The 21,641-nt window shown below is 37.3% G+C and carries 18 protein-coding genes and 2 pseudogenes; 11 read left to right on the forward strand and 9 right to left on the reverse strand.

Going from position 1 to position 21,641, the window contains the following annotated elements; genetic code table 11:
* Positions 1 to 209: 209 nt before the first annotated feature.
* The 5 genes and pseudogenes from FTT84_RS09790 to FTT84_RS09810 all read right to left on the reverse strand — a co-directional run bounded on the left by FTT84_RS09790 (position 210) and on the right by FTT84_RS09810 (position 4,936).
* Positions 210 to 431 (reverse strand): hypothetical protein, encoded by a 222-nt coding sequence (locus FTT84_RS09790; protein ID WP_001986288.1) that lies wholly within the window; start codon positions 429 to 431, stop codon positions 210 to 212.
* 33 nt (positions 432 to 464) lie between these two features.
* Positions 465 to 1,664 carry an integrase arm-type DNA-binding domain-containing protein gene (locus tag FTT84_RS09795; RefSeq protein WP_159138898.1) on the reverse strand — a complete coding sequence of 400 codons (1,200 nt, stop codon included), beginning with the start codon at positions 1,662 to 1,664 and terminating at the stop codon, positions 465 to 467.
* A 421-nt stretch (positions 1,665 to 2,085) separates the two neighbouring features.
* Positions 2,086 to 3,009 (reverse strand): annotated as a pseudogene (locus FTT84_RS09800) (ISL3 family transposase); the annotation flags it as partial.
* 130 nt (positions 3,010 to 3,139) lie between these two features.
* A complete protein-coding gene (lnu(G), locus tag FTT84_RS09805; RefSeq protein WP_002333496.1) occupies positions 3,140 to 3,943 on the reverse strand; it encodes a lincosamide nucleotidyltransferase Lnu(G) in 804 nt (267 codons plus the stop codon).
* A 279-nt stretch (positions 3,944 to 4,222) separates the two neighbouring features.
* Positions 4,223 to 4,936: a phosphoribosyltransferase gene (locus FTT84_RS09810; RefSeq protein WP_001986287.1), complete on the reverse strand. Its 714-nt coding sequence runs from the start codon at positions 4,934 to 4,936 to the stop codon at positions 4,223 to 4,225.
* A gap of 858 nt (positions 4,937 to 5,794) precedes the next feature.
* Between FTT84_RS09810 and FTT84_RS09820 the strand changes: the two genes are divergently transcribed.
* From FTT84_RS09820 to FTT84_RS09845, 6 genes and pseudogenes are all read left to right on the forward strand, one after another.
* Complete coding sequence (locus FTT84_RS09820) at positions 5,795 to 6,505, forward strand: hypothetical protein (RefSeq protein WP_001052588.1); 711 nt, start codon at positions 5,795 to 5,797, stop codon at positions 6,503 to 6,505.
* Positions 6,506 to 6,517: 12 nt separating this feature from the next.
* Positions 6,518 to 7,624 carry an ImmA/IrrE family metallo-endopeptidase gene (locus tag FTT84_RS09825; protein ID WP_002046586.1) on the forward strand — a complete coding sequence of 369 codons (1,107 nt, stop codon included), beginning with the start codon at positions 6,518 to 6,520 and terminating at the stop codon, positions 7,622 to 7,624.
* Positions 7,625 to 7,870: 246 nt separating this feature from the next.
* A complete protein-coding gene (locus tag FTT84_RS09830) occupies positions 7,871 to 8,512 on the forward strand; it encodes an SOS response-associated peptidase (protein ID WP_005245165.1) in 642 nt (213 codons plus the stop codon).
* Between the two features lie 111 nt (positions 8,513 to 8,623).
* Positions 8,624 to 9,250: a LexA family transcriptional regulator gene (locus FTT84_RS09835; protein ID WP_000038641.1), complete on the forward strand. Its 627-nt coding sequence runs from the start codon at positions 8,624 to 8,626 to the stop codon at positions 9,248 to 9,250.
* A gap of 14 nt (positions 9,251 to 9,264) precedes the next feature.
* A pseudogene (locus FTT84_RS09840) lies at positions 9,265 to 10,559 on the forward strand (Y-family DNA polymerase).
* 4 nt (positions 10,560 to 10,563) lie between these two features.
* Positions 10,564 to 10,782: a hypothetical protein gene (locus FTT84_RS09845; protein WP_000550047.1), complete on the forward strand. Its 219-nt coding sequence runs from the start codon at positions 10,564 to 10,566 to the stop codon at positions 10,780 to 10,782.
* A 144-nt stretch (positions 10,783 to 10,926) separates the two neighbouring features.
* Here the strand turns inward: FTT84_RS09845 and FTT84_RS18240 are convergent, their stop codons facing one another.
* From FTT84_RS18240 to FTT84_RS09860, 4 genes are read right to left on the reverse strand one after another with little or no spacing between them, the layout of a single operon-like run.
* Positions 10,927 to 11,034 carry a hypothetical protein gene (locus tag FTT84_RS18240; protein ID WP_372551473.1) on the reverse strand — a complete coding sequence of 36 codons (108 nt, stop codon included), beginning with the start codon at positions 11,032 to 11,034 and terminating at the stop codon, positions 10,927 to 10,929.
* A 60-nt stretch (positions 11,035 to 11,094) separates the two neighbouring features.
* Entirely contained in the window at positions 11,095 to 14,295 is a 3,201-nt protein-coding gene (locus FTT84_RS09850) for a site-specific integrase (RefSeq protein WP_002046149.1), read from the reverse strand.
* Between the two features lie 4 nt (positions 14,296 to 14,299).
* The gene (locus FTT84_RS09855) at positions 14,300 to 16,639 is read right to left on the reverse strand and encodes a hypothetical protein (RefSeq protein ID WP_002058482.1); all 2,340 of its coding nucleotides are present in this window, start codon (positions 16,637 to 16,639) and stop codon (positions 14,300 to 14,302) included.
* Between the two features lie 12 nt (positions 16,640 to 16,651).
* Positions 16,652 to 17,116, reverse strand: a complete 465-nt coding sequence (locus FTT84_RS09860) for a hypothetical protein (RefSeq protein WP_000911011.1) — start codon at positions 17,114 to 17,116, stop codon at positions 16,652 to 16,654.
* Between the two features lie 274 nt (positions 17,117 to 17,390).
* Here FTT84_RS09860 and FTT84_RS09865 point away from each other — a divergent pair, with 274 nt between their 5' ends.
* From FTT84_RS09865 to FTT84_RS09885, 5 genes are all read left to right on the forward strand, one after another.
* Positions 17,391 to 17,558, forward strand: coding sequence for a YhfG family protein (locus FTT84_RS09865; protein ID WP_002125865.1), 168 nt, complete (start codon positions 17,391 to 17,393; stop codon positions 17,556 to 17,558).
* A gap of 12 nt (positions 17,559 to 17,570) precedes the next feature.
* Positions 17,571 to 18,167: a putative adenosine monophosphate-protein transferase Fic gene (locus FTT84_RS09870; RefSeq protein WP_159138897.1), complete on the forward strand. Its 597-nt coding sequence runs from the start codon at positions 17,571 to 17,573 to the stop codon at positions 18,165 to 18,167.
* 349 nt (positions 18,168 to 18,516) lie between these two features.
* On the forward strand, positions 18,517 to 18,774 hold the full coding sequence (locus FTT84_RS09875) for a hypothetical protein (protein ID WP_004726728.1): 258 nt from the start codon (positions 18,517 to 18,519) through the stop codon (positions 18,772 to 18,774).
* Between the two features lie 920 nt (positions 18,775 to 19,694).
* Positions 19,695 to 20,000 carry a helix-turn-helix domain-containing protein gene (locus FTT84_RS09880; RefSeq protein WP_000366814.1) on the forward strand — a complete coding sequence of 102 codons (306 nt, stop codon included), beginning with the start codon at positions 19,695 to 19,697 and terminating at the stop codon, positions 19,998 to 20,000.
* Positions 20,000 to 21,265 (forward strand): type II toxin-antitoxin system HipA family toxin, encoded by a 1,266-nt coding sequence (locus tag FTT84_RS09885; RefSeq protein ID WP_000934717.1) that lies wholly within the window; start codon positions 20,000 to 20,002, stop codon positions 21,263 to 21,265. Before FTT84_RS09880 ends, FTT84_RS09885 begins: the two co-directional genes overlap by 1 nt.
* The last annotated feature ends 376 nt before the right edge of the window (positions 21,266 to 21,641 follow it).

The raw sequence follows: 21,641 nt of genomic DNA on the forward strand, positions 1-21,641 counted from the left end.
TGTGCCATTTTTCTTTATACTGTCACTTAGGCAGGCTGGACACTTGATTTCTAGAGTTATTCGCATTTCTCTATTTTATCAAAATCCAACCTGCTTTTTTTCAGCATACTTTTTGAAACACCACCAACAATTTATGTCCACGCCACGTTCTGCGGCTTCGAGGGCTAGTTTTTGTTGAACCACTGAGAACAAGGACAACAAACTGCCTACTATATTTTCCCGGAGAGTGGTGTAGGAACTTTTTCATTATTGCTAATCATATCAGCGACAACATCAGCAACGAGCTCCTCTATTCCTGAGAATGCTTTAGACTGATCCGCATCAAGCCAAGACAATGATGGAAACTCAGCACACAACCCAACATACTCATTATATTCTGCTGACCATGTAACACGGCAAGTATATTGTTTACTATCCATTTGAAACCCCATAATGTTTTAAGTCTATGTATAAAAGTACGATTTTCACTTAGCAGTACTTAAATAATCACCCCACCACTGCATCATTTCAGTCCGCTGGGCTAAATAGTCAGCGTGATTATAGCTGGCACGGGTACGGTTCTTATCAATATGTGAAAGTTGTGCCTCAATCCAGTTATCCTGGAACAAACCTGAGTCATTCAAAATGGTACTAAAAGTGGAACGTAGTCCATGAGAGGATAATTGATGTTTTCCATAGCCCATCTTACGTATAGCCATATTTAATGTATTAAAATGAATCGGTTGATTATGTTTCCGTGGGCTAGCAAAAATGTACTTTTCACCGTATGACCATTGCATGACGTCTTTTAAAATATCTAAAGCCTGATCTGAAAGTGGAACTAAGAAGTCGGGAATCTCATGGCCTAATATGACTTTTCGTCGAAACTGTTTAATATGCAAGGCAGGTATTTTCCAGATTTTTTCATTTAAATCAAAATGATGAGGCTCAGCCAATAACAATTCAGCCCCTCGCACGCCAGTATGTAATTTGAACAGCAGTGCTTTTTTAATAATCGGATGGGCATCCAATTTTAATAAATTTTTCTTAAAATCTGATATATCCTCCGCTTTCAAATACGGATAATTCTTCTTGATTTTACTGTTAATGGCGATTTTATTTAAACCATGCGCGATGTTGAATTCACAATAACCCATCGCTACAGCGTAGTCATAAATTTGGTTCAAATAACTACAAGCTTTCTTGACAGGTTCTTTTACTTGGCGTCCCTCTATTTTTTTGATTACTGAAACCAGGTCATAACGCTTGATGTTTTGAAAAGGTAAATCCTGAAGGTCTGGATAAATATCTTGCTGTAAACATCTTTCTGCTAACTGTAGTACACCGCAGCGGGGTGAATCATTAAATGCATTTTTCAGTTTGAACTGCAGCCACTCCTCCCCTACCTTACGAAAGGTGATGACATTAGAGACAGTATCATACTCAAAACAATAATTATTGTCTTTAAAGTCATCTTTGACTTGTCGTGCCTTTTTCAGCGATAAATCAGGATAAAGCCCCAACTGAATGCGGCGACGTTTTTTTGTTTGTGGATCTGTATAGCGATAGCACCAAGATTTTCTTCCAGTCGGCTCAATCTTCAGGCTAAGTCCATCTTCATCGGATAAAAAACAAGTTTTTTCCTTGCAATGAGCTTGGCGAACTTTAATTTCAGTAAGACTCATGAAATTTAAATGAAACCTATCAGCGGATTGACGAGATCCATTATATCAAAATAGAAGAAAATATATATGATGCGTACACTACGCATCATATATATTTGTAATATATTGTTTTATATATTTAATATTTTAAGTATTTGTATTTTAGTAACCATTATAAGTACCACCTCTTCTTTAAGTTCCCAACAACTCACTTTTTCTGTCATCAATGTTAAATAAGTCTTGTGCTTTAAATTCTTAGATGACCTCCTCTACCCTTTATTATCATTTTTATAAAAGTAACTATATGTACTCATTAAAATTTGTAGAGCTCAAAAACAAAAAAGACCGCTATATAGCAGTCTTTTAACTTAATTAAATAATAATGGGTATACGGATTTAATGGTTGATGGGGCACCTTTACCCCACCAACCTGATACCATTATCAGATGGTTGATAGATCGACCCCGTAGTTGAGTTCCTCTGCGAAGTCCGGCAGTCCGTAACCGATGGTTTTCTTGTAGAACGGAGAGACCTTCGCGGTCGGGGCCTTCTTCTTGTGCTTCGTGGTGTAGAGCATTCGTGCCCGCATCACCTCGAAGGAGTAACCACGTCCTTCACGGTTCTTGTCCTTGGCCAGTCGGTTGATGGACTCCGTGTAAGCGTTGGTGACGGGCATGTCCGTCTCGAAGTAGGTCATGATCTCTTCGCGCCAGTTGCCTACAGCCCTGACCAGATCGCTCCAGACTTCCTTCTGGCCCTTCGGGATGGTGGCTATCCACTCGTCCAGGGCGGCTTCTGCCTGGGGCCGTGTGGTAGCGTCCCAGATGCCGTAGAAACGTTCCTTGTGCTCGTAGGCGGCCAGCAGTTGTGGGAATGCGCCGGTCCAGGTCTCCATGATGAGGCGTTCCCGGTTTGAGACTTCGTGAGCGCGTTTCAGCAGGATTTTCCGGTCACCCTTGAGGGTTCGGCTCTGGGAGGGCATCAGCTCCTTCCTGAGGCCCTTGCGCACCTTCTCCAGGGCATCGTTGGCCATGCGCACCACATGGAACTTATCGACCACGATGCGGGCCTGTGGCAGCACCGCCTTGACCGCTGCTCGGTAGGGATTCCACATGTCCATGCTGACGATCTTGACCTTCTGCCGGTCTTTCATCTTCATCAGGTAGTTGGTCATCACGTCCTGACGGCGGGTGGCCAGCAGGTCGAGCAGGGTCCTCTCCTCGATGTTGGTCAGGATGCAGCGGTAGCGCTTGTTCAGGTACAACTCGTCAATGCCGAGAATGCGGGGCGTCTCGAAGCGGTGCCAGCGCCCCAGGAATTCGGCGCGGGCGTTGAAAATGTCGCGTACCGTCTTCTCGTCCAGGCCCGCAATATTATCAAGAGTAAACTATTAAAAATCCATTAAAATCAATACTTTCACTTTGAGAACATGTATTTAAAGTAAATAACAATTAAAGCCTGTATCTTAGTTATCACTTGAGATACAGGCTTTTTATTTATTCGTTCATATAATTAAACAGTTTGCCTAAAAAATCATCGCTAATGGTTAATTGATACTGTTTTTCAACGAGATTTCGAAGTTCCATAACGAGAAGCAAAGAGTTCTTATAGGCTTCATATAGTTCTAATTCATTTAATCGGGCAGTAGTCTTTTTAAACTTTTCATAGTTTTCAGGACTAATTTCTTTTTCAAGATTCTTTGTCATATTAAACCAATTATCGGCATTTTCTTCCGCAATTCGAATGAGTTGTAGTATATTTTTTTGTAATTGAGATAAAAGTTCCAGTGAACGTGCATTTTCCCCTCTTTTAAGAACATTAATCCCCATTAACCATAGGTTGGAAAAATTATTCAATAAAAAATTTACGTTTTCTTCTGTAAGTCTATTTGGTCCCGGACCTTCCAACTCTGATAAATACAATTCTAGTTGTCCTGTTTCATCATAAATAAACATTGCTTTTGTGTCAGGAATGTAGCCTGATTCTTTGAATGAAGGAATAATATTCATTTCGTTTTCGGAAAGGAAATGAAATTCACCACGTATTAGATTTTCAAAAATTACTACTTCCGTACCGTACTCATTTTGATAGAGTAAAGTGTAGGAAGCGACTTCATTTAGCCATTTTGCTGAATCAAAGGTGGAAATTGTATCATCTTTTAGAAAAACGTAATATTCTATATCAGAGTATTGATCTCCCTCTCCTTTTGTAAAAGAGCCATACATCATACAAGCAGATATTCGTTCATCTGACTGGACAAGTTCCTTAACCCTTGCCATTAGTTCCTTTTGTTTTAACAATTCGATTCCTTCTTTCTTTATTTTGATTCAGGGAGAAATAAAAAATCCTCCCAAATAATGTTGGAAGGATTAGTCATGTCACTTTTTAAGACACTCAAATAAAACTATTTAGCCTTTTTAGCTATTCAGTCTTACATTTATTTAGTATATGGAAAAATGGGCAGACTAATCCTAAGTTTTTAAACTGAAATATACTATTTCATTTGTTAAAAATTAGATCAACCAGAAATTCCGGATACCCATAATAATTAATTCATTTTCATCATAAGTGCATAAGCATCACGTTTGTTTTGACGCAATGATTCTATCTCGGACTTCGTCAGCTGTTTTACGAGAGTTGAGGATATACTTTGCTTCCCACTCTGTGAGCCTTTCGAAATCGTACCCGTAAATCGATTTCCACCATGCTTCAAGATTACCATATACATCCCTCAATTGCTGAAGAGTTTCTTTACTTAGAGCTAATTGTGATGAGTATTGTTTACCCGTCAGTGCATATGCTCCAATAACTTTATTCGTCCCAGTTGTTTCAATATGACCTTTTAATGCTGCAAAAGTACCACCTTGGGTCTGGGTATCATCAACAATAATAACACATTTATCATTGTTTATTGTCCCATCAAATGCTGGTGGGTTGGCTAATCTATGCCACCCATCACCGCCAGTTCTTGATACTTTTATAGCTTGAACTATATTCGTATCAACTTCAAGCCCAAGTTTCTTTGCTATAACTGCTGAAGTAGCTAAAGGAATCATATTACGACCGACTGCTTCCTCAGCATGTACAGGTACTATAATAGTTTCCCGACCATCGATAATTCTTTCTAGTTCAGCAATCGCCTCATCCGAAACTAAATCTTTAGCTAAAATATACGCACTTTCAACATCCCCTGCTTTAGCAGCTTCATACATGTAATGAGAGGTTGCATCTCCAAGACCACGGTCAATAACCGTTTTAGGAAACATATTCCAATCTGTGCGATATAACTTCATATTTTTAAATAAGTTTTAATGATGGCTAGCATTAAATTTTACACTAAATTTACCGCTAGCATCTCTTGGATATTATTTTTCGTATCAGGCAGCACTCTCAAAAGCCGTTTGTTTGGACAGTCCCCATGATCATACACGAGGCAGCTTCAAATACTTATGGGCCCATCCTATCCAGTTGTATCTTCTTGCATCACATGAATATTGTATACTCATTTTGACTACTTGAAAATTATGGAACAACGTCAATAAAAACAATAACTCTAGAGTCTTTAGTCGACATTCCTAAAAAGGTAAATTCAACATTTCTTTCCATATCATTTCTTTGTGTCTCTGGATGAACAAAAGAAACATAGCTTATTTCAAAGAATCGGGCTAGGGTTTTTATGCCAATGATTTTGTTCTCTTCATTAGCAATTAAAACATCTAATTCCAGATCAAACTCTTCTAATTATTTAATTAAATCTTTAACTTTCATTTTACTATCAACCTCTATGAATTATTTAAAAAATTAGCACAATGAAACTTGTGAAAAAAATGGATTTGAACAAAATTTTTTAGCAAAAAAAGCATAGCAACCAGAAAAATCTTTCCAGCAATCAACAAAAATATCCCCGTGTGCTTCCAGTTTACAACATTTTGACTACCACACTGCCCACAGTAGTAATAATAGCCTTTGATACGGCCACCGCATTCAGGACAATTTTTATGATTAATGAATAAGTTACTCAACGTCTCTTCTCCAAAATTCTTATTATCAAGTTGTAAGTGAAGATAGCACACATTTATAAAAAATGTCTTTTTTAAAACATCAAAAGATGTTATAAAAAAGACATTCGCTACTTTAGGATAACTTTTAAGATGAATTTAAATCTCCTTGATGAAGAATCAATCCAACCTTCTGAACCCACGCCATGTGATTTTTTCAAAGGTGAAAATGCTATCAAAAAAGCTAAACAGTTAGGATTACCTGATCTCGAGTTAGTCAGAAACGCAATTATGATCGGTGATGCTGACTATAGAACAAATACTCACTATAACCGTGCACGCTTTATTGCACGATGGGGAAAAATTGGAGAACAGATTGCTTTACTGCTTCGACAATCTGATCCTGCTTGGATATTCCACAATGACAGCCAGCCAAGAATTGAGAATACAGTAAAGAAAATACAAATTATCTTTATGAGCGGGAATATTGCATTGGGGTTAGCTGATCAAGTTGTATCAGCACACTGTGAAAAAGGATTAATGACATTAAATAATATTAAGGAGAATCAGTCTGCTTATGATGATGAGACAAAATTGAGAACATGGATTTTATACTTTCCTTCAGCATCACATCCAGCCTATAAAGACATTGATATCCCAAATATTCCTTTTGAATTTGCATACCCAACTAGCTTCGTACAGGACTTAAAAGCGAAAAAAATTTCAATTTTACCAAGTGACCATACTTGCAGAATTGCATTTGAAATAGATAATACAGTTCCTGTAAAAACTGATCCTAAGCCAGTATTGGAACCATCTAATGAAATTAAACCAGATGATTTTGATATTCAGCTTGTAGTTTAATCTGAGGTTAATGTGTTTAATAAAGATCGTTTACGTATTGCTAAAGAATTACGAGGACTTAGCAATACCGATTTCGCAGAAAAATTGAGTTGCTCTATCTCTAAGGTAAAGCAACTTTTAGACGTGGATAAAGAAATCAATGAAAATGATCAAGATGATATATGCCGTGTATTAAATTTACCCAAGTCATTCTTTGCAGGTAATGACACACAACCACATGAAACAGACCAAATCTTCTATAGATCGGTTGCTCGTATTAAAGCACAGCATAGAAAAGCTAATGAGGCATATACTCTTTTAGCAATAAATATTAACAAGTACTTAAATCAGAAAGTAAAGTTACCTACTTTTCACCGTCCTGATTTAGATATTACTGAGTTTTTGGGTGAATCTAAGTATGCCGATCACCTAGCGTCAGAGTTGAGAGGTTTATGGGCTTTAGGTAATCAACCTATTAATAACATTGTTTCGTTGTGTGAGCTAAAGGGAATCCGTGTCTTTAGATTACCGACTGAAATTCGAGAAATTGATGCACTATCTTTTTTTGATGATGAAAGTGGTAGCCCTTTCATATTTCTAAATACATTTAAGTCTGCCGAAAGAGCCCGCTTCGATTGTGCACACGAACTTGGTCATATCGTTATGCATACGCATAACAAAAAAATTCGTGTCGAGAAAGATAATCGTGTTCTCGAAACTGAAGCGGATCAATTTTCATCTGAATTTTTAATGCCAACAGATGCATTTCTTTCTACTGCTCCACGCTATTTTTCACTAGAAAATATGATTGAGTATAAAAAGATTTGGCGAACATCCCTGAAGGCTATTAACTATAAAGCTCACAAGCTGGGATTAGTTAGTGATTGGGTTAATCGTAGTAACTCTATAAAGATCAATTCGTTGGGCTACAACATTAATGAACCTGAAGAAACTCATCGAGATGAGAGTTTGATGTTGCCCAAAATTATCTCTGTTTTAGCCTCACAACCATCTTTTGATAAAAATAAAATGCTTGATGAAATTGGAATCTCTGAAGAAGATTTTAATCAATTAACATTTGATGCTTTAGTTAAAGTTGAGCCCCCGAAGAAAAAACATAAGTTATATATTGTCGAGTAATACAAACCTTCCTTAAAAATAATGCGCCTTACGGCGCACTATTTATGCAAAATCCTGATTAATTTTTTTATGACTTCACGCCCAACGTAGTTTTGCATCCCATAAGTCATACTTTAACTGAAAATGTAACTTGCCCCATCATGACTTTTTTCATATAGCCTACTTGAACTGACACCATAAATCCCATGTGTTCCATAAAGCATCGTATACAATTTCAGATAAATTCTTTAGTTATGTGATCAGGCTATGTGCTCAAATTACCTATTTCCAAATAAAAGAAATTTGACACTCTTAGGTGTCGATACAAGCCAGTTTGATCTTGAGCTTAAGGATCATGTATTCCCTTCCTATCATGCTCCAATCATTCTGAACGGCTCAGATCACTTAGAGCTTGATATTGCAAAGTTTGGATTACTACCGAGCTGGGCGAAAGAATTGAAGTTCAGCAGTCATACTTATAACGCCAGAACTGAGTCTGTAGCAGATAAGCCTAGCTTTCGACATGCTTGGAAGTACAGCAAGTTCTGCCTAGTCCCAGTACAAGAATTTTATGAGCCGAAATACATCAATGACAAGCCACACTGGTACACCATCAAGCGTAAAGATGATCAGCCTTTTACTGTTGCAGGGATCTATGATGATGCAGTGATTAATGGCAATAAGGTACGTTCCTTTTCAATGTTGACCATCAATTCGGACCATCACCCTTTTATGAAACAATTCCATGCACCGAAGGATGAGAAGCGATCCATCATCGTTATTCCAGAACAGTACAGAAAAGACTGGCTAACAGCCGATCATGAACATGCGCATGAATATTTCTTTCAAATGCCCGATGAATTCGTCACATTTCCACGCGATGAGCAGAAACAAAACGTCTTATTCTGACGCATCCTTGTTTATCCACAACTTTTTAAATTTGAATTTTAAACGCTGTTAGTAATATCCTATTTAAACAAATTCTACTTCCAAACACGCCTCGTAGCGTAGGAGTATCTCATGTCTAAGAAGTTGCCTATTTACTTCTCTGACGACGCATGGTCATCTTTACAAGAGCTCATGGGTCCAGAGGGTAAACCAAGTCCTACCATCAACACCGTGCTTGAACAAATCGCTGTTCAAAATGAGCTTGTTGAAAAATTAGGGCTTACTGCTGTCCTACCCAAATCCAAAGTATCTATTCCCGTCTCTTTAGAGCGTATTCCTGCAGGTCCGGCCTTCAGCACCAAGGATGAGCAAGACAAAGCACTCGATCTGAATGAGTTCCTGATTCACAACCCTATTTCTACTTTTATTGCCTATGTAGACAGTGAATCCATGCTCGATGCTGGCCTAGAGATTAATGATCCAATCATTATTGATCGCAGTATTGAAGCCAAGCATTACGATATCGTGGTTGCCCTGATTGATGACAATGCCTCGACCATTAAGCGGCTGATGATCACCAATAAGATGTCCAAGTCTGAAATCAAAGAAATATTTGGAGATGAAGATTATCCGCTTCCAGAACTTTGGTTGAAGGCTGAAAATTCGAATTACAATCACATCATTCCTGATGATAGTCAGACCATATCAATCTGGGGTGTGGTGACTTTTAATTTAAAGCGTATTTATCACCGCTCATAAAAAGAAGAATAACCATGCAAAGTGAAAATGAAATATTCGCGTTAGTCGACGTGAATAATTGCTACGTCTCGTGTGAGCGTGTGTTTAATCCTGCCTTGAATGATCGCCCAACCATTGTGCTCAGCAACAATGACGGCTGTGCCGTGGCCAGAAGCCAGGAAGCGAAAGACTTAGGCATCAAGATGGGTGTTCCTGTATTCCAAATTAAAGAGCTGATCAAACAACATAACATTCAGGTGCTATCCAGTAATTTCTCCTTATATGGCGAAATGTCCAAGCGCTTTATGGAGCTGCCTGGGGACTATGTTGCACCAGGAGATACAAGGTCTATTCCATTGATGAATGCTTTCTGAAGCTCACAGCTTACGAGCATCTATTTGACCTGACTGTATATGCTCAAGACATGAGGGCTAAGGCTTGGCGTTGGTTAGGCCTACCCTGCTGTATTGGAATTGGTCGCTCTAAAACCGAAGCCAAGATTGCCAATCATCTCGCCAAGAAAAACAAGTTCTTCAATGGGGTCTGTAATCTGGCCCATATGGACCCATGCTCTACAGAAACGCTACTCGCGCAGGTTGATGTGTCTGAGGTTTGGGGCGTAGGCAGACAGAACTGTAAGAAGCTCAATACTATGGGTGTTCAATCTGTGCTGGATCTGATCAATGCCAATCCTAAAGAAATCAAAAAGCAGTTTAGTATCGTGATGGAAAAGACGGTGCTTGAGCTACAGGGCCTTTCTTGTATTGACCTTAGTGATGATACTGTAGCGAAGAAGCAAATCATCAGCAGCCGTTCATATGGCAACCCAGTGTATGAAATGGATGACATTAAAGCTTCGGTTCGGCTTTATGTGGCCAGAGCCGTGAAACGAATGCGGGAAGATGGCTCAATCTGCAAGATGATCGGCGTGTATATCCAAACCAGTCGCTTTGATAATACAGAGCGCTACTCGCCTTACATCGTCGTTCAAATGCATGAGCATACGGATGATCTACTGCTCATCACCAAGGCCGCGATGAAAGGCATCGATCAGATATTTAAGAAAGGCTTTAAGTATAAAAAGGCGGGAATCGTGCTGCTCGAAATTACAGATCAATCCAAGTTTGTGCCCGATCTATTCACGGACTATTCACATAAGCAAGAGCGAGAAAGGCTTTCAGATGCCGTCGAAGCCATCAGTGAACGGTTTGGGAAGAATCTCGTCACGCTAGGCATTGCCAACAATAAAGAAGCCACATGGCACATGAATCAAAACCTTAGATCACCTTCGTATTTAACCAAATGGTCTGACTTACCAAGAGTAGGATAAAAACATGCACTTATTTAAATTAACTGACGAACAACTCGCACAAATTCTTATCCCGAAACGATTTGTACCACCTACTCCACCTGAACATGAAGGCAAGAATATGGTCTATGTATTTGATAGTGAGGATAAGTTTGAACTGACTTATGATGAGCTGGTGGAAATCATTAGCAAAGCTAGAATGGCTGGTCCGAAGTTGATACCTGTCTTAGGCACCGTGAATTAAATTGTGCAGTGTTCGCACGCCACTTGAAACATAACTTGATTGGAAATGAATTTGGGCTGAGAAAAATTCAGTTCAAATTTAACCTGACGGGCACACTAAAAAATGGGTAATTGTCAGATCGAGTTTGGACTACAACACTTTAGCTCATCGATTTACCATACCGCTAATCTTCACACCATTTTCGTAAATCCAGCGATCAAACTGTGATACTACATTCCGCTTATTAATCCAAGTCAGCATGGTGCTTTTCATAAAGGCAGTTTACTTATAAACAGGGAAATTTCTAAACAATTCCCCTTTAACATGCTTAGGCTATTTGATCCAGAGTTCATCTTTTTGCATCATTTTTAACATTAAATTAAATATAACCAGCGGAGTAACATTTTTTTTGTTAGAGCCGACAACTCTTTGAAAACTAAATTTAACGGTTCGCTCAGGAGCATCCAAATTAACTGGGTAGTTTTGTTTTTCTAAATACAGATGATCTCCTAACATTGGCTCTATACCAGTAATAAAATTAACAATTTGTTGCTCATCACCTTTCATTCGGCATTGAAAATGTAGAAAATTCTTACGCAGTTTTCCAAATAATAATAATATTTTAAGCGCCTTAACCATGTTCTTTTCTTTCAGTGCATCTTGCTGCCTATCATCTTTATAATGAAAATCAAGGAGAGGAATTATTTCATCTGGACGAGTCAGTTTTTTAGCCTTTTCGTAAAGTTCATCAAACCAACTCTCTTCTAAATTCTTACTATAAACATAATTCGTTTTTAAATTAAATTTTTGGCGATCCATCCATTTAGTGCTCATCCATTGACATCGTTGCATCCATTCTTGAGCTTGGGTATCTTCGCTTAAACGACCTTCTCTAAAACTTATCAAACGTTGAAAAGGTGTCAGAGTACTCTTCTCTATACTAAACTTCTTTTCTTGTCGGCCAGCCATCGTAACTGGCTGTGTTTGCTGATAAGAATTAAACCATTTCTGCTGCTGAGTATAACGATTTAGGTTTATGTAGTCTGTACTTGACTTCACTGGACTAAAACACTGTTCTAATACTTTTTTTGAAATGATACACGGCGAATTATAAATTCGATCGACTGCTAATAAATCCAAAACATGAAGGTAATTTGAAGCCGTTTGCTCAATACTGCTATGCCCCATCCAAGAGGCGAGCACCTGCCATTTATGTTGAATAATCTCTTCTTGAGCACGTGCTTTCATACCAAACAATAAATCCCTCATCTTTTTTGCTTTTACCCAAGGACAATCTGTGTAGGTCTTGATCATTTCTTTTGAACCGAGCAAAGTTATTGCTAGATAGTTAGCAGCACTGTGGCGTAATGTATGAAAACTAAAGCCATGATGCATACCTAATATTTGACTAAACAAATCTACTGTAATTTTGCTGATACATTGATCAGTTAATACACGATGATTCACACTAAAAAGTAGATCATCCTGCTGATTAACCAAATATTGCTCATAACGATGTTGTATGTAACGTTGTACTACTAAAAACTCATGTTCTGACAATGCAATTTTCAATGGTATTTGACGATTCGCACTTCGCGTTTTCAGACGGCGATATGAATTGTCTTGGATATGAAGCGTGATATTATTAAAAACTGTATTTTCTTTTTCTTTATAAAGTAGCTCTGGGCAAATAATATCTTGTATTTTAAGACAACGAACTTCATTTAATCGAAGTCCAGTTCTATAACTTAGTAAATACATCAGCTTTAAACAACTCAGATGATCGACCCACTCTGATGCCGTTGGCTCTTGACTTAAATTTTCTAGTTTTTCCAATAATTTGCCAAATAGCAAAGGACTCACTAGCCGTGCATTGCAAATTTGTAAATGCTTAAAACTTGAATTCTGTAACACCAATACCCCTGGAGCATCATAATTCTCTATACAGAATTGATGAAAATCTTTTAGGCGACCAAAACGGTATTCTGCGCTTTGGTGCATCTTACGAGAGGTTTTTCCTTTCACCGAATCTCGTTGAACTGCTTTTTCATCACGTTCACTGCTGTATTTCAATAGCTGCCGATATAAATCCTCATAGTCATCTATGGATTGTTGCTTTAAATCTAATTTATTGAGCCAAATCTCAAATATAAATTCTTTGCCAAACGATCCTAAGTAGCTTTCAATAGTTGATAATTGAAGCCCTCGTTTTTTTAAATGCATTAACCAGTGAATTAAGCGTAGTTGAGCATCAATTAAAGACTTTTCCTCCGTATTAGCATCAACTATCTTCTCCTCTAACACCCTTCTAGTTTCTTGCCAAAAACGTAGCGTGCGTTCTTCTTTATTCCTCTTTTTATCTAAACGCTCAACTTTTTGACCTTTACGTTTCTTTTGACCAAACAACATCAACTCATACGGAATCGTTTGTAATTTGCTTTGAACAGTCGGAACTTCAGGAAGTAACTGCTCTTGTTCAAAATGAATAGGGCGATTATCTGGTTCTGTGACTTGATTGTAATCATTATTCCACAGCAATCTAAATTCGGATGGCCTTAAAGCAACAGTATTAATCTCTTGCTGAAGCACATTACTCAAAAATATATCTATGCTGAGGTTTGGATTAAATTCGAGTACCATTTGCACATCATTAAATGCACGAAATCCACGGCGTTTAATTTGATATTGCAGATCCCCAAGACTTTTTTTCCTGCCTATCTTACTCAAGCTTTCTAAAATACAATCTTCAACTGAATGTTGCAGACAAAATTCTTTCTGAGTAGCTTTCAACTTTTTTAAATATTGCAAAATGAACTGCGCATATGGGTTAAAAAAAACATGTTTCCATTGGTACAACTTTCCCTGTTCTACATCGTTGCCATATTGAGAGTTTTCAACACGATAATGTAGTAACAATGGATTAGTGATTTTTTTGTAGTCCGAATGGTATAACCGAAAACAATTCAGATCTGTACCAAGCTCAATGGCCTCCTGCAATTGCTTCTGAATAGCAATCAAATGCTGTTCATCTGCACAGCCTGAAATATATATAAAACTTAAGCATAAATTTCCCCATAAGTACTTTGGTTCATTCCAATATTCAAATGAATCTTGCCAATACTGCCTTAATTCCTTAAGTACATGGATATGTAGATGCCCCTGTTCTAACCGTGACTCTGTACTCTCAATTTTTCTAGGCAGTACGATCCGTTTAGTATGTGGATTTAGCTTAATTCTGTATGATTTTTTATCTACATTCTGGTTGAATTGCTTCCTTCTTTTATTAAATTCATCTTCAGTAAATTGCATCAGTTTTGATTGTTCGTCTCGGCTCAACTTTTGACTCAAACAATCAACACTATCTTTAATGTCATGCCATTTTTCAGCGATCTGCTGATCAAGTTTTTGCTGCATTTCTTTCGTCAATACTTCAGGTGGAGAAGGCTGTCTATCTAGCGACTTTTTCACCATTTTATGAATATCAACAAATAGATCATCTAGTTGTGGTTTTATTAGTTCTTTGATTTTTTGCATACAACTATTTTCGCTCTAAGTGTTTAATCGATAAAGATTTGACATTATCTTGCAATTGCTGGCGGGCTTGCTGTACATAGACATTCGGGATAAGTGAAGAATGCGGATGAAAAGCCTCTCGGTCACGTTGGTCATGACCATACAGGGCCTGAATTAAGTGAAAAGCTAATGCTGGTTTACCCTCTTGCTGCTCATGCATCAAAAAGTTCATGTCAAAATGACGTAACCAATTCGAATACATATTCTTTGGAAAGACTCCTTGCATATATGAATTCACCCATTTTCTCGATAAAGGGATTAACTTAATTTTCCTGCTCTGCCATTCTTTGACAGTTATCGGCAAGATATCTTTACTAAAAATGACCTTACCAAAAAGATCATTTACAGTTATCTTCTTCTTTGCAAAGACTTGTCTAAAAAATGAACCGTACGCTTCAATAATTTGTTCTAAAAAGGCAGTGTAATTTTGCAGTGTTTTTATGAAAAAATCAGATAAAGGGATAAAACGACCATCTTTTCTTGCTTTACTATTTTTTTTATCATTCACATATAAAAGCTTGAGCTCAACACAATAATCATCCAAATTCCCCAACAGGTTTTTTTTAGGCCGACTTGCCAAACTCAACAAACTGATATGCCACATCCAACACGCATATGCATTAAGTTGATTAATAATGTGCTTATCTTCTTGGATGTTTTCGTGACAATGTCTATGTAAAATATGGAATTGCTCTTTCACAAAATTGGGTTCAAGTGCCAGTTGGCTCCCTATCCTTCCTATAGATAATGCAGATTGTACTTTGAATTGTTGTTGCAATATTTTTAGTTCAGCCGTGTCTTCAGTAAAATGTGTGGAATGTGGTGTAAGTGCTTTTTCTAAAAAGGCTAGATATGTGCTACTGAGTTGAGTTTTCGGTAGCCCGCCATAATAGATACCAGGCATGTGATGCTGACTATCCCGCCCAGCAATTACATGAGCAAGATATTCATTATATGTTTCATAATATATATGAAAATATAATTGAGCCTGCAGTTTTTCTACAGTGATCGAACCTACAAACCGATTATCAAGCCAATTCTTAAGTTTCGTATTAATGTGTGTTGATGAAATTAGTGGATTCGATGCTTGTTCTATATAGTCAAACCAAGCAGAAGGTAAATGTAGTTGATGTGTCATCACTTCATTCCACCGCACATGATTTAAGCTCTTAATCTTCTGCTCTGTAATTTTAAGATTTAATTTGAGTAAATATTCGCGACGTCTACTTGAACCATTCTGGATCAAAATTCCATCTTGAATAAGCTCGTTAAAATCCATCAGTGCGACGGGTGATAATCCCGTCAAAAGTGACAATAAACATGCTGCAGCGATTGCAGCATCCCTCCAGTGCCCGGATAACTCGGTTCTCAACACATAAACAATTTGCTTCAGTATATCTGGCGCCAAATAATGTGGATTTGTAACAAAAGGAGCATGACGGCGCTGGCGATGCCGCATTAGATGCGTCGCATTATCGCTGAGTATATAATTTAAATTTTTAGACTTTTCATCTTCTGAATAAAACTCCATTTCAGGATCTAATAGATCAACTTCACCCTCTTCATCTTTGTGAAGAGCGGCATCATAAATACTGATCTTTGCGTTATGTCCAATATCTACTTGCTTACCCGTTTTAATTTCACGAAATTTTTTGAGTTCATTTTTCGTCGGCCATTGCAAAACTTTACTTTTTTTTGACTTACGCTGACGATGAACAACACGACGATCATCAAGTCTTTTAAAAATTATTAATAGAGCCGATAAATACTCTATGGCTTGTACTTGTTTGAAATCTTTAATATTAAAAAGTTGATTACGATCCTCCTTTTTCAAGTTACGTTCGTACATGACATAGCGATTTAGTAGCTCACTGCATTCTTGAAATAATTCAGCATGATTAGAATCCAGAACATATCGTGATACATAGCGAAAGAGATCACAAACATGTTTTTGCTTATTCTCAGCTTTATCAATTTTTGCAAATTCTTGATACTGCCGATATGTTAAAAAACTCGCTTGTAGAATCAAATAACGTTCAGACGACAGCTCTTGAGTATTACTAGTAGTCGGGCATGCAAAATAACTTAAAGAAGCTAGATAATAATATTTACCTAATTGTCTAGAACTAGATATATAGCCATATATCTGTTGTGCTTCCTTATATAGAGCATGGGCTTTTTCACGTAAATCATCTGATAGATCGACAAATTGTGTATTCACAACATGATTGCGTAATAAACAATAATCTTTTTGGAATTTTTCTGCTAAATCTAAGAATTGCTCTTCTGTTTCAATCTTTGGCATATTCGCTTTCGCTTAATTTTTTATCAAATTGCATTGGTTAAATTCATTACGATCTGAACAATTTGGTAAAAGTTGATCTTTTATTGAACTCTTTGTCAGCTTAAAAAATCTAGCAAAAAATTTAGCATCCAGCTCTTTCTGAGCTTTTCTCTCAAAGCACAAGTGTTGCTGTGATTTTTCGATAAAATCATCAAGATTATGTATCAACTGTAAGATTGCAACATAATTAGAATGTACACGTAAGCATGGCTCCGTTTGCATTAATAGCAATATTTTTTGCCAAATTTTCACATAGATTATTTTGAACTTTGCTTGTACTACTACTTTCTGGCTCTGTTTAATCTTTTTGATTTTCAGTAGTTCTGAGTTAATTTTTACTATCTTAAATTGAACATTTTGTCGCTCAAAGCAAAAGGGCATGATAAATTGCCCCATAAATATCTCTATATTTTTTACTAAATAGTCAAATTTTAACATTTTTATCGATATAAAAAATGAGCATATCTTTGTATATTAAAATTCATTTAATTTATCAACTAAATTTTCTCAAAATTACAATTATCAACAAATACATATGGTTTACTTATCATGGGTGGTCTAAATTTTAAAAATTCTTCCACTTTTTTTTAGTTTTCTGTTATTACATGAAACAATACCGTTGTATTACATTTTGAAATGCTGTGTATGCAGCATTGATCAAAAAGATTCTCTGCTATACTTACTTCACGTGTAGCATCAATGGAGTTTCGAAATGCTCAGAACCACTGAACAGAAAAAAAAATATATTCAAGCGACACGTGCGCAAAACTATCAAGCCAGCCTAAAGCTTGAAGGCATTACAACGACAGCTCAAACAACTCAACAAAGTAAAGCTGAAATCTTGCAAAAATATAAGAAGTATTCGCAACCCGAAACTTAGTCAGGTGCATGTATGGATAAATATGGGGAAATGGGTGACAGCCTGTATTGTTACCCTGGCACAAATATCCTAAAGAACAAACTCAATATTCATGATGAACAAATTTTAGAACAAGCTGAACTAGAACTGTCTGGATTGGCAAGTAACTTAATTGAATATGCTGAACCACCTTACGACTTACAATACTTAAAATCAATTCATGCGCAGCTCTTTGGCGACTTATACGACTGGGCAGGAAAGTTAAGACAAATCGATATTTCCAAAGGTGACACCCGTTTTTGTAATTTTTCCCGTATTGAAATTGAAACCAATAAACTACTCAAACCGCTTCAAGAAAAAAAATACTTTCAAGGCTTAGCAGCACAACAACTGATTCCTCAACTTGCCGACTTGTATTGTGAGCTTAATGTCATACACCCATTCCGTGAAGGTAATGGACGTACACAACGGATTTTCTTTGAGCATCTGATTGCTCATTGTGGTTATGGTATTGATTGGTCTCGCATTGACTCTCAACAACAATGGATTCAAGCCAATATTGAAGGTTTTTATGGTAATTTAAATCCATTAATTAAGATTTTTGAAATATGCTTTATTCAAAATACCTAAAATTTAAGTAGTCGAAGCCCACAATCCTTAATGAGCCATCATCTTTGCTTCAATCCACTGATTAATTTCCCAAATAAACCAACAATCACGATTCTTAGAAATCTTAATACTCTTCGGGTAATTTAGGATCGTAATATTCAGATTACTTATCCAGAATTGAATAGATCGTTAACTTAGATAGACTTTTAAGCAATGTAACTTGCCGCATGTTTATCAACATATGTCTCAAAAAAGTCTGCCCATACATAGATTTATGGCGTTTAGTGCTTAAATTTCAGATTAATCTTCGTCTGATGACCTGAATGGATGTTACAGATTACATGCAGGTGAATTACTCTGTGGCTGTATCATGGCTTTTGTGCAATCCAATCCATTTGATCCGAATGTTCTCTTTTGCAATAAAGCAGCCTCTTCTGCTTTTCCTGAACCAACGAACTATGTCATTGATTTGATTCAACCGACAACAGTGATGCTGAATCAAATCTCCAAAGAAGGGATTAAATGCAAGAAATGTGGTAAGAAAAAGATAGGGGATGGAAGTTATTATCCGTCTAATTGGAACCAGCCCATGAGTCGAGATCAGTTGAGTAAGAATCATTTTAAATGAATAAGAGAAGGATGGCTTACCTCACTTCTCCGAATAACAATGCTATGCTTTTCAACCAAGGTTATAAATTGGCAACTACATTTCATTCTTCTTCATGCTGGTCCTATAGCCTGTAGACAATTACTACATCATTTGCATTCAATGCTCAATACAGCCTGTCAGCAGAACCGCAGCGATACTTTTTTTCGTGCATACATGTAGTGTTTAAATCCATTCATTTTTCAATGATCCTCTGCCGTTTATCACATTTATGGTCGATCTTTAACCTTGTGAAAAATGCACATACCGATCCCTTCAAACTGTCAAATTTATGTATGCATGACATTTAAAGAAAATTATCTGATCAATTTTTTTAGGTAAAATTCATCAAGAAAAAAGTTATTATTATTCATAACATCACCAATAACCACATAAAAACAATAATTTAATAAATTATTCTTCCAATTTTTTTATATTTAGTGTTATTACCTCTAAATCCATGTTTACCACCTTCTATTACATAAGTAATTTAGAAGTATCCACGATATAAATTGCTTGCCCTCACACCTCTCCCCTCTCACGCCCAAAAAATTTATACTGAAAGGCAGATTAAGCCCGTTCGAGTTACATATAGCCGCATGCTATATTGAAAGCATTAAGAAAATATCCTCAATATTTATAGGATTTTTAAAGTATGAACTAATTTTCGAAGAACCCTTTCTAAGTAATGTGACCTATTAGGAAAAATGAAAATACTGAAATCTCCGTATCAACAATCAGTCAAAGTACATCCTGATGATTTTCTGTAACCGATACCCAAGGACTATACCTACCCTTCTGATGTGCTGTGCAACAAAGCCCTCCTTAGCCACACTATAGCTATAGATTAATTCCATTATTTTGTGATTTAATTAAATTATTCATTCTTAAGACCCAATTTAATGGATTTATATTTCACTAAACCAGAAGAAGTTGTGACTCTTTTAGGTGAGCGTTTACGTAAGCAACGACTCTTTCTGGAGATGTCTCAAGCTGAGGTAGCAGCACGCGCTGGTGTCGGCGTGAATACAGTTTCGAATCTTGAAGCGGGACGAAATGTATCTGTTGAAAATTTAGTCCGTATTGCAATGGTCTTGGGTCGATTAAACGAACTTCAGGAACTATTTAAACCTCAGCTTAACAGTGTGAATGACATTCTTCGCTATGAGAGTCAAAGTAAGCGCCACCGTATTAAGAGGAAGGGATAATGCTCAATAGACTTAATGTTTATTACAACGGTTGGGGCGAATCATGGTTATGGGGAACGCTGATTAGTTCAACAGCCACGACAGGTAGACCCACCATTGCTTTTGAATATAGTCCAGAAGCAATACAGCAAGGTGTTGAGCTCTCTTCTTACTTGCTGCCTTTAAAAGGTCTACCATTCAGACAAGGTTTTCCTACTCATCAAATGGGACTCCCAGGTCCAGTCTATGACGCTTTACCAGATGGTTGGGGCATGATGTTGATGGATCGATATTTCAAAAAAATTGGCTTAAATTCAGCACGAATTGGACCTTTGGAGCGTCTGACCTATATTAGTAGTCACGCAATGGGTGCCCTCTCCTTTGAACCTTGTGTTGCTGACATGCAAACCTCAGAAAATATCCCTTTACAACAACTGGCCCAGGAAGTTCAAGAAGTACTCAAAGGTGAAGGTGGTGAATTTCTACAGCATTTATTGGTCATGGGTGGCTCCCCTCAAGGTGCCAGACCAAAAGCGTTGGTTTACCGAGATCCTGTCAATTTAGAGTTTTCGACTCAAGATTCTGATCAACATGAAGCCTGGCTGATTAAGTTTCCTGCTCAGCAAGAGCATCCTGAAGTCTGCGCCATTGAAGCCGTCTATGCAGAATGTTTGCGACTTTGTGCAATTGAGACTCCAGATACCCATTTCTTTAATTTGCCCAATGGTTTAACGGCTTTTGCTTCTAAACGATTCGATCGTCAAAATGGTATGCGGATTCCAATGCAGAGTTTGGCTGCATATACAGGAGCAGACTATAAAGTTCCAGGTAGCCTAGACTATCGCAATTTTCTCCGGGCAACCTTGATGTGTACGCAAGATGTACGAGAAAGATTGCATGCTTTTAAACGTGCTGTGTTTAATGTGCTTTTCAATAATCGGGATGACCATACTAAGAACTTTTCATTTCTCATGGAGAAAAATGGTCAATGGAAATTGGCTCCAGCCTATGATGTGACCTTCTGCGAGGGTCCAGGTGGTTATCATCAAATGGACATTATGGGAGAAGCGCTCAATATTTCCCGAAATGACATACATAAACTCGGTACTTCAGAAGCTAATCTGACTACTCTAGAAGTCGATGAGATCATCTTGACCATGCGTGAAATTGCACTTCAATTTAGTCAAATTGCGCAGCGCCTGTATCCCCATCAAATTCGAGAATCTACCCTACAGATGATTCAATCACGGATTCAACAGAATATTGATTTTTTAACTGAAACCTAAGCGTAAATATAAACTAAGCGCCAACCATCAACTGCAAATAGACTTTGATATAGTTAGTCGCTACATAATCTGTAGAACCTGTGAATTAGCTCTCTTTATAATCACGAATATTAGATGGATCACCGCTAAGATATATTCTGCAAACGTGAAATCACTACATCCAGATCGAAAATCACTAAGAAAAAACTGTCACCAAAAAAAGGTCTGCACTATGGATAGATGCAGACCAAACTCTGGATAACTACCAGCACGAGAAATATGTCGCAATTTTGCATAGACATGAATTTGATAAAATCAGCCCAGAAAGCCAGAAATTCATAAAAACTATTTCATCAATCCCCTATAACTTAATCACGTTCATGGTCGATCTTAAATC

Source organism: Acinetobacter sp. YH01019, from assembly GCF_013420285.1.
Lineage (GTDB): Bacteria > Pseudomonadota > Gammaproteobacteria > Pseudomonadales > Moraxellaceae > Acinetobacter > Acinetobacter gandensis.